The 16,158-nt window shown below is 65.2% G+C and carries 11 protein-coding genes and 1 pseudogene; 6 read left to right on the top strand and 6 right to left on the bottom strand.

Annotation, left to right across the window (positions count from 1 at the left end; genetic code table 11):
• The first annotated feature begins 116 nt into the window (after positions 1 to 116).
• Positions 117 to 1,583: a peptide MFS transporter gene (locus AB431_RS02150; protein WP_047332991.1), complete on the top strand. Its 1,467-nt coding sequence runs from the start codon at positions 117 to 119 to the stop codon at positions 1,581 to 1,583.
• Here the strand turns inward: AB431_RS02150 and AB431_RS31105 are convergent.
• The 5 genes and pseudogenes from AB431_RS31105 to AB431_RS02170 all read right to left on the bottom strand — a co-directional run bounded on the left by AB431_RS31105 (position 1,577) and on the right by AB431_RS02170 (position 7,894).
• Positions 1,577 to 3,220, bottom strand: a complete 1,644-nt coding sequence (locus AB431_RS31105) for an AMP-binding protein (protein ID WP_047332992.1) — start codon at positions 3,218 to 3,220, stop codon at positions 1,577 to 1,579. The two genes, AB431_RS02150 and AB431_RS31105, sit on opposite strands and share 7 nt — an antisense overlap.
• Positions 3,215 to 4,717 (bottom strand): annotated as a pseudogene (locus tag AB431_RS31110) (long-chain-fatty-acid--CoA ligase); the annotation flags it as partial. The gene AB431_RS31105 and the pseudogene AB431_RS31110, both read right to left, overlap by 6 nt.
• The gene (locus AB431_RS02160; protein WP_047328557.1) at positions 4,714 to 5,769 is read right to left on the bottom strand and encodes an acyl-CoA dehydrogenase family protein; all 1,056 of its coding nucleotides are present in this window, start codon (positions 5,767 to 5,769) and stop codon (positions 4,714 to 4,716) included. The gene AB431_RS02160 and the pseudogene AB431_RS31110, both read right to left, overlap by 4 nt.
• 1 nt (position 5,770) lies before the next feature.
• Complete coding sequence (locus tag AB431_RS02165) at positions 5,771 to 6,985, bottom strand: acyl-CoA dehydrogenase family protein (protein WP_047328558.1); 1,215 nt, start codon at positions 6,983 to 6,985, stop codon at positions 5,771 to 5,773.
• Between the two features lie 12 nt (positions 6,986 to 6,997).
• Positions 6,998 to 7,894 carry an enoyl-CoA hydratase gene (locus AB431_RS02170; RefSeq protein ID WP_047328559.1) on the bottom strand — a complete coding sequence of 299 codons (897 nt, stop codon included), beginning with the start codon at positions 7,892 to 7,894 and terminating at the stop codon, positions 6,998 to 7,000.
• Positions 7,895 to 8,120: 226 nt separating this feature from the next.
• Here AB431_RS02170 and AB431_RS02175 point away from each other — a divergent pair, with 226 nt between their 5' ends.
• Genes AB431_RS02175 through AB431_RS02195 form a run of 5 tightly spaced genes read left to right on the top strand, consistent with a single transcriptional unit; the run spans position 8,121 to position 14,773 of the window.
• Positions 8,121 to 9,230, top strand: coding sequence for an LLM class flavin-dependent oxidoreductase (locus AB431_RS02175; protein WP_047328560.1), 1,110 nt, complete (start codon positions 8,121 to 8,123; stop codon positions 9,228 to 9,230).
• 16 nt (positions 9,231 to 9,246) lie between these two features.
• The gene (locus AB431_RS02180) at positions 9,247 to 11,784 is read left to right on the top strand and encodes an FAD-binding oxidoreductase (protein ID WP_047328561.1); all 2,538 of its coding nucleotides are present in this window, start codon (positions 9,247 to 9,249) and stop codon (positions 11,782 to 11,784) included.
• Between the two features lie 14 nt (positions 11,785 to 11,798).
• Entirely contained in the window at positions 11,799 to 12,848 is a 1,050-nt protein-coding gene (locus tag AB431_RS02185; RefSeq protein WP_047328562.1) for an alpha/beta fold hydrolase, read from the top strand.
• A 13-nt stretch (positions 12,849 to 12,861) separates the two neighbouring features.
• Positions 12,862 to 13,962 carry a 3,4-dihydroxy-2-butanone-4-phosphate synthase gene (locus AB431_RS02190; RefSeq protein WP_047328563.1) on the top strand — a complete coding sequence of 367 codons (1,101 nt, stop codon included), beginning with the start codon at positions 12,862 to 12,864 and terminating at the stop codon, positions 13,960 to 13,962.
• A gap of 40 nt (positions 13,963 to 14,002) precedes the next feature.
• Positions 14,003 to 14,773, top strand: a complete 771-nt coding sequence (locus tag AB431_RS02195) for a glucose 1-dehydrogenase (RefSeq protein WP_047328564.1) — start codon at positions 14,003 to 14,005, stop codon at positions 14,771 to 14,773.
• A 17-nt stretch (positions 14,774 to 14,790) separates the two neighbouring features.
• On the opposite strand, the gene AB431_RS02200 is transcribed toward AB431_RS02195, so the two are convergent.
• Positions 14,791 to 15,996 carry a TetR/AcrR family transcriptional regulator gene (locus AB431_RS02200; RefSeq protein ID WP_047328565.1) on the bottom strand — a complete coding sequence of 402 codons (1,206 nt, stop codon included), beginning with the start codon at positions 15,994 to 15,996 and terminating at the stop codon, positions 14,791 to 14,793.
• Positions 15,997 to 16,158: the final 162 nt, after the last annotated feature.

A 16,158-nucleotide genomic window follows, 5' to 3' on the forward strand; every position in this document is an offset into this window, starting at 1 on the left:
GGCCGTTTCGGGCGAGGACTACCCGTGACCGCAGGCGCCGGCCGCACCAGATCGGCGCGAGTCGGAGACGATCATCCTGCGCTGGTGACCGGTAGGAATGTGGCAGGGTGAAATTCATGGCTGACGCCGTCGAAACCGAGAACGTGCCCGCGCAACGTACCTTCTTCGGCCATCCCGTCGGCCTGGCCAACCTCTTCGGCGTCGAATTGTGGGAGCGTTTCTCGTACTACGGGATGCTCACCATCCTCGGCTATTACCTGTACTACTCGCTGACCGACGGCGGCCTCGGTCTGCCCAAGGCCACCGCCACCGGCGTCGTCGGCGCGTATGGCGGTCTGGTGTATCTGTCCACGGTGCTGGGCGGCTGGGTGGCCGACCGATTGCTCGGCATGGAGCGGACCGTGCTGTACGGCGGGGTGGTGGTCATGTGCGGCCACATCGCGCTGGCGGTGCTGCCCGGACTGGCGGGCGTCGGCGTCGGCCTCGTTCTGATCGCATTGGGGTCCGGTGCGCTGAAGGCCAACGCCTCATCGCTGCTGGGCACTCTCTACGAAGACGGCGACCCACGCCGCGACGGCGGGTTCACACTGTTCTATCTCGGTATCAACCTCGGTTCCTTCGTGGGCCCGCTGATCACCGGTCTCCTGCAGAACAAGCTGGGTTTCCACTACGGTTTCGGCGCTGCGGCCGTCGGCATGGCGCTCGGGCTGACGCAGTATGTGGTGTTCCGACGCAACCTGGGCGGCCGCGGCCACGACGCTCCGAATCCGTTGTCACGCAGGGAATTCACGCGCACCGCCGGCATCGCGCTGGTGATCGTGGTGGTCGTCGTCCTCGCCTTCGTGTTCGGTCTGATCACCTTGGCCAACCTCGCTCAGGTGACCACCGGGATTCTGATCATCGCGTCGATCGGGTACTTCGCGGTGATGTTGCGCAGCCCGCGCGTGCAATCGCTGGAACGAACCCGGGTGCGCGCGTTCATCCCGTTGTTCATCGCGAATGCGGTGTTCTGGTCCCTGTTCCAGCAGATCTTCACCGTGCTCGCGGTGTACTCCGACGAACGGATGAATTGGTCGATCTTCGGTTGGCGGGCGCCCTCGAACTGGGTCGGCTCCATCGAACCGGTGTGGATCATCCTGCTGTCACCGTTGTTCGCGACGATGTGGACCAAGCTGGGCCGGCGTGCCCCCACCACACCCCGCAAGTTCGCCTATGGCGTGATCGGCATGGGGGTGGCGTTCCTGCTGTTCCTGCCGATGGCCGGGACGACGGGGCGCACCGTTCCCGCGCTGGTCGTGGCGGCGATCATGGCGGTCTTCGCGATCTCCGAGCTGATGTTGTCTCCGATCGGCCTGTCGGTCACCACACAACTGGCGCCCAACGCTTTTCGTGCTCAGATGATGGCGCTGTACTTCTTCTCGGTCGGGCTGGGCACCTCGATGTCAGGTGTGCTGTCGGGTTACTACCATCCGGACCGCGAGTTCGCGTACTTCGGCATCCTCGGGGCGGTCGCGGTCGGAGTCGGCGTGCTGGTGTGGGCGTTGGCACCTCGAGTGAGTCGGCTGATGGAGGGAATTCACTGAGGCTGTGCGTCGAGCAAGCGCACCATCTCGGCACGCATTTCGACCTTGCGCACCTTCCCGGTGACGGTCATCGGGAACTCGTCGACCAGCCGCACATAACGCGGAATCTTGTAATGGGCCAACTTTCCGGCGGCGAACGCGCGCACGCCGTCGGCGTCGAGGTGCGCGCTGCCCGGGCGCATCTTGATCCATGCGCAGATCTCCTCCCCGAACCTCGGGTCGGGTACACCGATCACCTGGACGTCGTCGATGTCGGGATGGGTGTGCAGGAATTCCTCGATCTCCCTGGGGTACACGTTTTCACCGCCGCGGATGACCATGTCCTTGATCCGGCCGACGATCGTGCAGTAGCCGTCATCGCGCATCACCGCAAGGTCGCCGGTGTGCATCCAACCGTCGTCGTCGATCGCATCGCGGGTCTTGTCCTCGTCGTTCCAATAGCCGAGCATCACCGAGTAACCGCGAGTGCAGAATTCGCCGGTCGCACCGCGTTCGACCAGCGTGCCGGTCTCAGGGTCGACGACTTTGATCTCGACGTGCGGATGCGCGCGGCCGACGGTGGCGGTGCGCCGCTCGAGGTCGTCGTCGTGCAACGTTTGGCACGACACCGGTGAGGTCTCGGTCATGCCGTAGGCGATTGACACCTCCGCCATGTTCAAGGTGTCGACGCACCGCTTCATGATCTCCACCGGGCATGGGGCGCCCGCCATGATGCCGGTGCGCAGCGACGAGACGTCGCGGTGGGCCAGGTCCGGATGCCCGAGCATCGCAATGAACATCGTCGGTACCCCGTACAGCGCTGTGCAGCGCTCCTGTTCCACCGCGGCCAGTGCCGCGGCGGGATCGAAGCCGGCCGACGGGATCACCATCGTCGCCCCGTGAGTGGTGCAACCGAGGTTGCCCATCACCATGCCGAAGCAATGGTAGAAGGGAACCGGGATGCACAGCCGGTCGCCCCGGCCGAAGTTGATCAGATCTGTGACGAAGAATCCGTTGTTGAGGATGTTGCGGTGCGACAGCACCGCGCCCTTCGGTGATCCCGTTGTGCCGGAGGTGTATTGGATGTTGATCGGATCCGATGGGGTCAGCGAGTTCATCCGGGAGCGCAACTGGTCGGCGGGCAGGTTCTCGCCGCGTTGGCGCAGCGCCTCCCAGTCAGACGAGTCCAGGAATACGACTTCGGCCAGATCGGGTAGCTCGGGCCGTACTTCGGCTACCATGCTGCGGTAGTCGGATGACTTGAATTCACTGGTGGACAGGAGCATTCGGACACCGGCGTGCCGCAGTACGAAGGCGAGTTCGTGTGTGCGGTAGGCGGGATTGATCGTCACCAGGATCGCACCGACCTTCGCGGTGGCGTACTGCACGATGGTCCATTCAGCGCAGTTCGGCGCCCAGATGCCGACCCGATCCCCCTTGCCGATACCCGAGGCGATCAACCCTCGTGCCACCCAGTCGATCTCGCGATTCAGCTCGGCATAGCTCCACCGCCGGCCGGTGGAAACCTCGACCAGTGCATCGACGTCGGGGTATGCCGCCGCCGTTCGTTCGAAGTTCGCGCCGATCGTCTCGTCAAGGAGCGCGTGAACATCGGGACCGGCCGCATACGACCGCGGCGCACCATGCTGTTCGCGCAATAGATTCTTCTCCACCTTGCCACTGGCGTTGCGCGGCAACTCATCGACGACGACCACGCGCCTCGGGCGTTTGTACCCGGCCAGGTGTTCGCGACAGTGCGCCTCGATCTCGGATTCGGTCGGTGGCTCGTCACGATCGCGCGCCACGATCACGGCCAGCGGAGTCTCGCCCCACGTCGGGTCCGGCACGCCGATGACCGCGACCTCGGCGATCTTCGGATGCGCTGCCAAGACGTTCTCCACCTCGGCGCTGTAGATGTTTTCTCCACCCGAAATGATCATGTCTTTCTTCCGGTCGACCACGTAGATGTAGCCGTCCTCATCCTGCCGGACGAGGTCGCCGGAATGGAACCATCCGCCATTGAAAGCGTCCGCTGTCTGGACCGGCTTGTTCCAGTACTCCGTCATCACCAGCGGTCCCTGATAGACGATCTCGCCAACCGACCCCGGTGCGACATCGTTCATATCGTCGTCGACGATGCGGGCTTCGACGTTGAGCATCGGCGTGCCGACCGAACCGATCTTGCGGACAGCGTCATCGCCGTGCAACAGGCAGGTGATGGGGCTGCACTCGGTCTGGCCGAATGCCGCGACGATCTCCGCGTGCGGGAAGGCGTCCGCCATGCTCTGCAGCAACGTGGTGGAGGCCGGGGCGGCGCCCCACCACACTCGCCGAAGGTTCGAGAGGTCCCGTTGCCGCAGCCTGTCCACCGCACAGACCATCTGCCACTGGGATGGCGTCATCCAGCAGGAGGTCACCCGCTCGCTGACGATGGTGGACACCAATGCCTCGGGGTCGAAGCCGCCCGAGGGTGGAATGACGACCGTGCCGCCGGTGAAGAACGCGGGCAACATTCCCGAGACACCCGCGGTGTGGAACAGCGGCGCCACTCCCAGCCAACGGTCGTCCACAATGTGACCGAGCGTGGCTATCGAGCTGAATGCGTGCAGATGCAGGTTGCGATGCGACAGCACGGCGCCTTTGGGAAACCCCGTGGTGCCGGAGGTGTACATGATGAAGGCAGGTGCCTGATCCCCGACGACAATCTCGACGGGTTCGTCGGAGGCGCTGTCGATGGCGGACTGGAAGTTGCCGCCGATTGTGAGCACCGAGCGCACCGATGCCGCCCGTGCCCGCTCGACGACGGCGGCCAGCGCGGCATCGACCACGACCGCCGTCGCGCCGCTGTCGGCCAACAGGTAGGCGATCTCGTCGGGCACCAGGCGGAAATTGAGTGGTACGGCGATGGCACCCAACCGTGATGTGGCAAACCAGGTCTCGACCACCTCGAGGCTGTTGAGGCCCAGTACGGCGACCCGGTCGCCGCGGCGGATCCCGCGCTGGGACAGGGCATTGGCCAACCGGGTCACCCGGGCGTCGGTCTCGCCGAAGGTGCCGCGCCGGTGGGCGTCGACGAACCCGACTCGGTCAGGGCGCACCCGGGCGTGCCTGGCGAGGACGTCGCTGAGGGTGATGCCCGTCGACGCAGAGGTCATAAGCCGGCCCGATCGGCGAGCAGCGCTCGATGGTGGCTGCTACTGCCGAACAGTGCTTCGCATGCCTTGGCTCGGCGCAGGTAGTGGTGCAGGTCGCACTCCCAGGTGAAGGCAATACCACCGTGTATCTGGATGGCGGTGTTCGCGCACAAGGTGAACGTGTCTGCGGCCTGCGCCTTCACCAACGGGGCCGCCACTGCGAGTTCGCGGGGGTCGCCGGCGCTCATCGCCGCGAACATCACCGCCACCCGGGTCGCGTCGATCTCGATCGCCATGTCCGCGCACATGTGTTTGACGGCCTGAAACGTTCCGATCGGCCGACCGAATTGTGTTCGGCTGCGGGCATACTCGACGCTGCGGGCCAGGCAGGCTTCGGCGCCGCCAAGCATCTCGGCGGCCAGCAGCACCCGCGCGATGTCCACCACCCGATTCAGATCAGCAGATGTCGCCCCGAGACGTTCCGCGTCGGCCCGCCGTAGTGTCACTTGCGCGATCGGGCGCGTGATGTCGAAAGAGGGCAGCGGCTGGACGTCGACCCCCGCGGCGCGGGCGTCGACCACGTAGAGCCCCACCTCCACCTCGGTGCGGGCCGCGATGATGAGCAGATCGGCACCGTGCCCGTGCAGAATTGGGCCGCAGATTCCGTCCAGTACAGACCGGCCGTGGTGTCGGGTTGCCGACACCGTCGCCGACGCCGGGTCGCCGACGCCGGACCCGGTGGCCGCAAACGCCGCCACACACGTTCCCCCGAGCAGGCCCGGCAGCAGGCGGCGACGCTGTTCCTCGCCACCCAAGTGCAGCACCGCATGCAACGCAAACACGTGTGACGCCACCGGAAGTGGTGCCAGGGCACGGCCGAACTCCTCGAAGACAACGGCCGATTCGACCAGTGACGCGCCGGTGCCGCCGTATTCGGGCGGCACGGTCAAGCCGGGCAATTCCAACTCCCGGCATAGTCTCGGCCAGACGCGCTCGTCACGGCCGTGCTTGGACAGGAAGTCCCGCGTCGAATCGCGCAGCGCCAGATGTTCGTCGCTATACTGAAAGTCCATGTCAGCGTGGCTCTTTCGGAAGACCAAGCAATTGTTCACCGATCACGTTGCGCTGGATCTGCGAGCTGCCCGCGTATATGGTGGCCGCCCGCGCATAGAGGAACTCATCGAGCCAGCAAGCCGCCGAATTCTGTGTGCCAGGCACCGGAATGATCAGCGCGGCACCGTTGCCCGCACCGTCCGCGCACAGCGCGTCGACACCGAGGATGTCGACGGCCAGGTCGGTGTACCGGCGAAAATACTCGCTCCACATCACCTTGTTGATGGCGGCCTCGGCACCGGGGCGGCGCCCGCTCAACAGGTTGGTCAAACCGCGGTAACCCTGATAGCGCAGTATCTGTACGCGCGAATAGCACCAGGCGAGTTCATCACGGACCAGGGGATCGCTGTGCGAGCCCCGTTCCCTGGCGAGTTGTCGTAGCCATTCCAGCCCGCGGCCGAACTCTATTGTTGCTGTGGTGATTTGGGATCCGCGTTCGAAACCGAGGACCGTCATCGCGGTCGCCCAGCCTCCACCGACCCCGCCGAGCACATCGACGGCTGCGGCGCGGGCGTCGGCAAAGAAGACTTCGGAGAACGACGCGTGCCCGGCCGCGTTGGTGATGGGACGCACGACGACGCCGGGCTGGTCGACCGGCACGAGTAGAAGCGACAGGCCCTTGTGCTTCGAGACCCCGGGATCCGTACGCGCCAGCACGAAGATCCAATTCGCCGTGGGCCCGGCCGATGTCCAGATCTTCTGGCCGTTGATGATCCATTCATCTCCGTCGAGCACCGCGGTGGTACGCACCGACGCGAGATCCGAACCCGCGTCCGGTTCAGAGAAGCCCTGGCACCAGCGGTCCTCGCCGGAGAGGATCCGCGGCAGGAAACGCCTCTTCTGTTCCTCGGTGCCCAGCGCGATCAGTGTGTTGCCCAGTAGATCGATGCCGAACATATCGTTCTCGTCGCGCTCCGGTGCGCCGCCGCGGGCGAACTCCTCGGCCAGCACCGCCTGTTCGATCACCGAAAGTCCGCCGCCGCCGTATTCGACGGGCCAGGACACGGCCACCAGGCCGCGATCGACGAGAACCTTGCGCCACCGGTGCCGGAGTTGCTCCCGCTCCTTCGGCGGCAGCGCGCCAGGCCCCGTCCAGCCGGGCGGCAGTTGCTCAGCCAGGAGCGCCCGGATCTCGTCGCGGAACGACTGTGTTTCCCGGGGATAGTCGATGTCCACCTGTGCTCCGCTTCAGGGCCGGCTTTTGGTCGCGGGCAGGATCTCCGGCGCCAGCCGCCAGTCCTCGAGCCCATACTCAGGCGTTCCGATGCCCAGCGGGTCACCGGTCAACTCAGCCCAATGCGAGTGATTGAGCTGGTGCAGGGAGAAGCACGCATCCAGGGCGGTCGAGAAACCCATGGCATCGACGGTCTGGTTGACCGACTCCTTGATCAACAGGGAGGCCACCGTCGGCACCTTGGCGATGCGCCGGGCGAATTCGATCGTGCGCTCGGAGAGCTGTTCGGTCGGGAAGACCTTGCTGACCATGCCGAGCGCGTGGGCTTCATCGGCATCTAGCGAGTCACCGGTGAGCAGTAGCTCTTTGGCCTTGCGCGGCCCGAACTCCCACGGATGACCGAAGTACTCCACCCCGCACATGCCCAGCCGGGTGCCGACCACGTCGGCGAAAATCGTGTCCTGCGCGGCGACGATGAGGTCGCAGCACCAGGTCAGCATGAGACCGGCGGACAACACCATGCCGTGTACCTCGGCGATCGTGATTTTGCGCAGATTGCGCCACCGCTTGGTGTTCTGGAAGAAGTAGTGCCACTCCTGCCGGTAGCGGGCGTCGGCACCCGTCAGCGTTCCGCCGTTGCACTGATAGGTGGGGTGCTGACCGGGGCCGGGGGAGCGTTCTCGCACGTCGTCGGAGGAGCCCAGATCGTGGCCGGCCGAGAAGCACGGGCCGGCGCCGCGCAGGATGACGACACGCACGGTGTCGTCCTCTTCGGCCAGTTCGAACGCCGTTCCGAGTTCGACGAGCATCCCCCGGTTCTGCGCGTTGCGCTGTTTCGGGCGGTCGAGCGTGATCGCCGCGATCCGGCCGTCGTCGATCACGTCGTAGCCGATGTAGTCGAAATGCTGCACGAATGCTCCCTTCCGAAGCCGGCGCCTGCCCGCTGCTGATGCAGCACGCTACGCGGGCACCTGAGGCGATGTCCATAGACAGTACGCCAATATGAAAATCTTCGGCTCGGTAAACAAGCAAGAAAAATGGTTCTTGCTTGCAATCAAGTATCTTGCTAGTACTGTGTTGTAAATCGCAGCCGACGGACTAGATGCGCTTGCTCGACCACTACCGAGAGGGTTCAAGATGGAGATCGGAATTTTCCTGATGCCGGCGCATCCGCCGGAGCGCAGCCTGTACGACGCGACCCAATGGGACCTTGACCTCATCACGCTGGCTGACGAGCTCGGTTACGTGGAGGCGTGGGTCGGAGAACACTTCACGGTGCCCTGGGAGCCGATCTGCGCGCCGGATCTTCTGCTGGCTCAGGCGCTGCTGCGCACCAAGAACATCAAGCTCGCTCCCGGCGCACATCTGCTGCCCTATCACCATCCGGTCGAGCTGGCCCATCGGGTGGCCTACTTCGATCACCTCGCGCAGGGCCGCTTCATGCTCGGTGTCGGCGCCAGCGGCATTCCGGGAGACTGGGCACTGTTCGACGTTGACGGGCAGAACGGCGAGCACCGGGAGATGACCCGCGAGGCGCTCGAGATCATGCTGAAGGTCTGGACCGAGGACAAACCGTGGGAGTTTCGCGGGAAATACTGGAATGCCAACGGAATTGCGCCGATGTTCGAAGGGCTGATGAAGCGGCACATCAAGCCCTTCCAGGCGCCGCACCCACCGATCGGAGTGACCGGATTCAGTGCCGGCTCCGAGACGCTCAAGCTGGCCGGCGAGCGCGGCTACCTGCCGATGAGTCTGGATCTCAACACCGAATACGTTGCGACGCACTGGGATGCCGTGCTGGAAGGTGCCGAGCGATCCGGCCGGACACCGGACCGGCGGGACTGGCGGCTGGTGCGCGAGGTCGTTGTCGCCGAGACCGATGAACAGGCATTCCGCTATGCCGTCGACGGCATGATGGGCCGCAATATGCGCGAGTACGTTCTACCGACGTTCCGGATGTTCGGGATGACCAAGTTCTACAAGCACAACCCGTCGGTGCCCGACGAAGACGTCACTCCGGAGTACCTGGCCGAGAACACCTTTGTGGTGGGGTCCGTCGAGACCGTGGTCGACAAGCTGGAAGCCACCTATGACCAGGTCGGCGGATTCGGCCATCTGCTGATTCTCGGTTTCGACTACCTCGACAACCCGGGCCCATGGAAGGAGTCCATGCGACTGCTGGCCGAGGAGGTCATGCCACGGCTCAATGCCCGCATCGCCAAGAAGCCCGCTTCGGCGATCGTCTGACTCGAGAACGGGAGACATGCAGGTGCCCGAGATCACCGTGCAGTATTCGGATGGAGCGCGCAAGGCGATGCCGGTGCAGCCGGACCAGTCGATCCTGGAGGCTGCCGAGGAACACGGCATCGCGATCGTCAACGAATGCCAGAGCGGGATCTGCGGGACCTGCGTAGCCACCTGCGTGGCAGGCGATTACGAGATGGGCCGCACCGAGGGGCTGTCCGAGGTCGAACGCGACGCCCGCAAGGTGTTGACGTGTTCGACCTTCCCCAAGTCCGACTGTGTGATCAGCCTGCAATACCCGGCAGATGACAACGCTGCGCGACTGGTCACCGGCACGGGCGTGGTGACGGCGGTCGAGCATGTGTCGTCGACGACGGCGCTGCTACGTATCGACGTCTCCGGGCTCGCCCCGCTGGTCTATCGGCCCGGGCAATTCGCCCAATTGCAGGTGCCGGGGACCGCCGTCTGGCGCAATTACTCGTACGCGCACCCCGCCGACGGACGCACCGAGGTGGAGTTCATTGTCCGGCTGCTGCCGCAGGGGGTGATGTCGGATTATCTACGTGCAAACGCCAAACCCGGTGACCGAATCGCGATGCGCTGCAGTAAGGGTGGCTTTTACCTCCGCACGCCGGCGCGTCCGGTGGTACTCGTGGCCGGCGGTACCGGATTGTCGGCGATCCTGGCGATGGCGCACAGCCTGCGCGATGATCATCGCGGCCCGGTGCATCTGGTCTACGGCGTGCGTAACGCCGGAGACTTGTGCAAGCTTGCGGAACTAGAGGAGCTCAGGCGACGGTTGCCGGGGCTCGAAATCCACACCGTTGTGTCTCGTCCGGATGCCGCCTGGACCGGTCGGGTGGGACGGGTCACCGATGTGCTCGACGTGAGCATGTTCGACGGCGGTAACGCCGACGTATATGTCTGCGGCCCGGCAGGTCTGGTCACCGATACTCGAAAATGGTTGGACGACAACGGCATCAACGGCGTCGGCCTCTACTATGAGAAGTTCGTGGCCAGCGGGTCCGCGCGGCGGCGGACCACTCCCCGATTGAACTACCAAGCCGTCGATCTCGCCGACGTCCGCCGCCGCGGTCGTGGCACTGCGGTGGTGGTCGGTGGAAGCATCGCCGGGATCGCCGCAGCCAAGGTGCTCAGCGAGACCTTCGAGAACGTCATCGTCCTTGAGAAGGACCCGCCGCACACCCGCCGCGAGGGCAGGCCCGGTGCGGCACAGGGCTGGCATCTGCACCATCTGCTCACCGCAGGGCGCATCGAACTCGAGCGGTTCTTTCCCGGGATCGTCGCCGACATGGTTCGCGAGGGCGCGTTCGACGTCGACATGGCTGCCCAGTACCGCATCCGCCTCGGTGGCTCCTGGAAGAAACCGGGCACCGGGCCGATTCAGATCGTCTGTGCGGGCCGGCCGCTGCTGGAATGGTGTGTACGACGCCGTCTGGACGACGAACCCCGGATCAGCTTCCGATATGAATCCGAAGTGGCCGACCTGGTCTACGACAGCTCCAGCGACACCGTCATCGGGGTTGCAGTCACCGGCGACGGCGACGAACTCGAAATCGTGCCTGCGGAATTCGTGGTCGACGCCTCGGGGAAGAATACTCGCTTCCCGGAGTTCCTGGACCGCATCGGCGTCGGCGCTCCCGAGGTCGAGCAGGACATCATCAACTGCTTCTACTCCACGATGTTCCACAAGGTGCCACCCGAACGGCAGTGGGACGACAAGGTGATGGTCATCTGTTACGCATACCGGCCCTACGAGGACACCTATGCCGCGCAGTACTACACCGACAGCTCACGCACCATCCTGTCGACATCACTGGTGGCCTACAACTGCTATTCACCACCGCGCACGCCACGCGAGTTCCGTCAGTTCGCCGACCGCATGCCGTCAGCGGTGATCGGGGAGAACATCGACGGCCTCGAACCGGCCTCACCGATCTACAACTTCCGCTATCCCAACATGATGCGACTGCACTACGAGCGCAAACGCAACCTGCCGCGCGCCCTGCTGGTCGTCGGGGATGCCTACACCAGTGCCGACCCCGTCTCCGGACTGGGAATGACTTTGGCGCTCAGAGAAGTCCGGGAAATGCAACTGTTGCTCTCGAAGTACGAGCCCAACCATCCGGATCTGCCGCGTCGCTATTTCCGCAAGATCGCCAAGCTTGCCGACACCGCCTGGTTCGTGATCCGCGAACAGAACCTGCGCTTCGACTGGCTCAAGGACGCCGACAAGAAGCGTCCGTTCTACTTCGGTGCGCTCACCTGGTACATGGACCGGGTGATGGAGCTGGTGCACGACGACCCCGACGTCTACAACGAATTCCTCGCCGTCGTGCATCTGGTCAAACCCGCGGCCGCGCTGATGACACCCCCGGTCGCTGCCCGCGTGATCGGAAAATGGGCCCGGACCAGACTGTCGGGGCAGAAGACCCTCATCGAGCGCAACTACGAAAACCGCACCATCCCGGTGCCCGAGTACCTGGCCCAAACGGCGGAGATGCCCGTCGATTTGGCTACCAGCCGCTCCCGTTAGGAAAGAGGCCCGAGATGATCCATCGGATGCTGAACTGCCAGGGCACCCGGATCCACGCCGTCGAGGAGGGCGAAGGACCGCTGGTGGTCCTGGTGCACGGCTTCCCCGAGTCGTGGTACTCCTGGCGCCATCAGATCCCGGCCCTGGCTGCGGCGGGCTACCGGGTGCTGGCCATCGATCAGCGTGGTTACGGCCAGTCCTCGAAGTACCGGGTGCAAACCGCTTATCGCATCAAGGAATTGGCCAGCGACATCGTCGGCGTCATCGACGCATGTGGCGAGAAGCAGGCGGTGGTCGTCGGGCATGACTGGGGCGCCCCGGTCGCCTGGACCTTCGCGTGGTTGCACCCAGACCGCTGTCGTGGTGTGGTCGGGATCAGCGTGCCGTTCGCCGGGCGTGGCGTGATCGGCCTCCCCGGCAGTCCGTTCGGTGAGCAGCGGCCCAATGACTACCACCTGGAGTTGGCAGGCCCGGGCAAGGTCTGGTACCAGGACTACTTCTCCGAACAAGACGGCATCATCACCGAGATCGAAGAGGATGTTCGAAGCTGGCTGCTCGGTCTCACATACACGGTGTCCGGCGACGCCATGGCTGCGGCGACGCAGGCCGCGGAGGCGGCCGGGGTGGACCTCGCCGCAATGGATCCGATCGAGGTGATCCGTTCCGGACCGCTGTGCATGCCCCACGGGGCGCGGCTCAAGGACGCGTTCGTCTACCCCGAAAAGATGCCGGAATGGTTCACCGATGCCGACCTGGACTTCTACACAGGCGAATTCGAGCGATCCGGGTTCGGTGGCCCGCTGAGCTTCTATCACAACATCGACAATGACTGGCACGACCTCGCCGAATACGAGGGCACCCCGCTGACCCCGCCGGCGCTGTTCATCGGCGGCCAGTATGACGTCGGCACCACGTGGGGAGCCGAGGCGGCCGAACGCGCGCACGAAGTGATGCCGAACTACTGCGGCACTGAGATGGTGGCCGGCGTCGGCCACTGGATCCAGCAGGAGGAGCCCAAGGAAACCAACCGGCTGCTGCTCGATTTCCTTGGCGGACTGAGCTGATGGAGCCATGCGGATGAGAACCGCTCACGGACGGGTGCGGCGCGCCATCGCGGCCGTGGCCACCGGCCGCTGCTGCATCGTCGTCGACGACTCAGAGAACCAGGGATATCTGGTCTTCGCCGCGGATGCCGCCACGCCGCAGCTGCTCACCTTTACGGTCCGGCACACTTCCGGTTACATCCGAATCGCGCTACCCGGCTCGGACTGCGAACGGCTCGACCTGCCGCCGGTCTGTCACCGCGAGACCGCGCCGGCCGGCATCGCCGCCCAGCGGGTGACGGTGGACTTCCGTGAGACGAGCACCGGGATCTCGGCGATCGATCGGGCCCGCACCATTGCCGCCCTCGCCGACGCCAACGCCACGGCAGCCGACTTCCGCCGACCCGGGCATGTGATCCCGGTGCAGGCCGGGAGCCATGGCGTGCTCGGCTCTTCGCCGGGGGCCGCCGAGGCGGTGCTGGATTTGGCCCGCCTCGGTATGCGCCGGCCCGCGGGTGTGTTGTGCGAGATTGTGTCTCAACGGAATCCGGCCGGTATGGCCGAAGAATGCGAGTTGGCAGCGTTCGCCGGCCGGCATCGCATACCCATGCTCTCGGTCACCGAGCTCGCGACGTACCGGCGTCGTACCGAACCACAGGTCGTGCGGACGGCGGAGACCACACTCCCGACCGAGGCGGGCACCTTCCGGGTCGTCGGCTATCGAGACGCCCGAAACGGGGGTGAACATCTGGCGGTGATCGCCGGCAACGCTGACGCCGATACGCCGATGCCGCTGCACGTCCACCTCGAATGCCTCGGTGGCGACGTGTTCGGATCCCTGGCTTGCACCTGCGGTGCCGAACTCGCCCGTGCAGTCGCCGCAATGCGAGCCAACGGCACCGGCATGATCATCTACCTGCGCCCGCCCACCGCACATGCCTGCGGTGTCCTCACCGGCGGCGCCGCACCGGATCTGGTGTCCGGGAGCGTCGCGTGGATCCTGCGTGACCTGGGTGTGTATACGGTCAGGCTGTCCGACGATGCACCTGAGCTGGGCTTGTTGATGTTCGGGGCGATCCGTGAGCACGGGTTGCACGTCGAGTCGCCCGCCGCGGTGTGGCCGGTGGCAGGCTGACACGTGCCCTGGGAGACAACGGGATCGCAGAGGAGACGCGATGACGCATCCGGATCTGGCCGGTAAATCCGCGATTGTGACCGGCGCGGGAGCCGGCATCGGGCTGGCTATCGCCAAGCGACTGGCCGCCGAGGGCTGCCGAGTATTGTGCGCGGACATCAATGCCGACACGGCGAAGGCCGCGGCAGCCGAGCTCGGCGGCGACGCGGTCGGTCACCAGGTCGACGTGAGCGACGAATCGCAGGTGGCCGACATGGTCGAAGCATGCGTCGCGGCGTTCGGCGGCGTCGACAAGCTCGTCGCCAACGCTGGAGTCGTGCACTTCGCCCCGCTGCTGGACACCACCACCGACGACTTCGACCGGGTGATCGGGATCAACCTGCGTGGCGCCTGGCTGTGCACCAAACATGCCGCACCCCGGATGGTCGAGCGTGGCGGTGGCGCGATCGTCAACATGTCCTCGCTCGGGGGGCAGGTCGCGGCGGCGGGCACCGCCGCATACGGGATGTCGAAAGCCGGGATCATCCACCTGAGCCGCATCACCGCCGCGGAACTCCGCGCGGCCAACGTGCGATCCAACGCACTGCTGCCGGCCTTCGTCGATACTCCGATGCAGCAGACCGCGATGACGATGTTCGACGAGGCACTCGGTGCGGGCGGGGCCACCACCATGATCGGACGCCTACAGGGCCGCATGGCCGGGCCGGAGGAGATGGCCGGCGTTGTCGCCTTCCTGCTCTCCGACGACGCGTCGATGATCAACGGGACGGCACAGGTCGCCGACGGTGGAACACTCGCGGCACTGTGGTGAGCGGTCTCTTCGCCGGCCTACCCGGCAGCGTCGGCCTGGCTGGTCAGGATTGCCAGGGCGATCGTGGTCATCTCCAGCGCGACGTCGGTGCGGCGGGTGAGATGCCATGTGCGCGAAACGTCTTCGATGAAACTGACGGCGGCGGCCACGAGTAGTCGGGCCTGCGCAACGGTGGTCTGCGGGACCACGGTGCGGATGAGATCGATCCACAGACCGTCGCGGTCGGCCTGGTTCTTGACGAAGCTGTCGCGAACCTCGTCCGATGCCGATGACAGTTCGGTGATCGACACGGAGACCAGGTCGGGGTCGTCCAGACTGATCCGTACCCGCCCGGCTACGAGTCCACGGAGACGTTGTGGTGCAGGATCATTCGCACGCAGCACTCGAATACATTCGAGAGCGGACCACTCGTCGAGGCGACGTACCAGGGCATCGAGAATGGCCTGCTTCGAGGAGAACGAGCGGTACAGGCCCGGGCCCGCGATTCCGACGGTCTTGCCGATGTCGGCGGTGCTCACCGCGGGATATCCACGGGCACGGAATAATTGCGCACCCGCGGCCAGCAGCGTCTCGTACCGCGAGAACGCGGCCGCCTCCCGGCCGGCGGATCCGTCGATCGGGCCGAGCGCCCCGACCGGCGGCGTGCGCGCGGCCGCCATGCACGCTCGGTACAAGAGCTCCCTGAGCTCACCCCCCGACAGGTTGAGGCCATGTCGCCCAAGGCTTGTCAGCGTGCTCGACACTGCCCATGCCCGAAGCTCGACGTGCGCCGGGCTCAGCTCGGGCATCTCCAGGCGGACGCCGGACTGCATGCTCGCCACGATGGCGTTGATCCGGCTGCGTACCTCCGCACGGTCGCCATCGGTGAGGTAGCGAGCCTCTCGCTGCCACAGCACGGTCAACGCTCGGGTCTCGACGGCGGCAGAGATCAGGTCCGGCAATTCATCATGCAGGGGACGGGCGGTCGACTCAGGCGTGCGGCCCTCGGGGTTGCGAACACTTTGGTATTCATCCTGCGCGTTCAGAATCACGGCGGTGAGCAGGGCCTGCTTGTTGTCGTAATGGCGGTACAGGGCGCGAGCCGTCACACCGGCGGCCTCGGCGATCTCCTCCAGTTTCACCGAATGGAAGCCGCGGTCGATGAACAGCCGCGCAGCCTGGTCGAGGATCTGTTTCTTACGGTCCTTTGGCCTGCGCCTGACGATCGGGACGGCTGGCTGCATCGCTGGATGCCCCTTCCTCTCACCGGATTGCAACATCTTCGCAGATCCTCTCTGCCGCGACCCATAAACGTAACCAAAAAGTACATTGCTGCGAGAAACTGCATAATTGAGTGGGTGATTCAGTATCTATATAGCCGATACAGCTGTTATCAGCTATAGACA

The sequence above is a fragment of the Mycobacterium sp. EPa45 genome (assembly GCF_001021385.1).
Lineage (GTDB): Bacteria > Actinomycetota > Actinomycetes > Mycobacteriales > Mycobacteriaceae > Mycobacterium.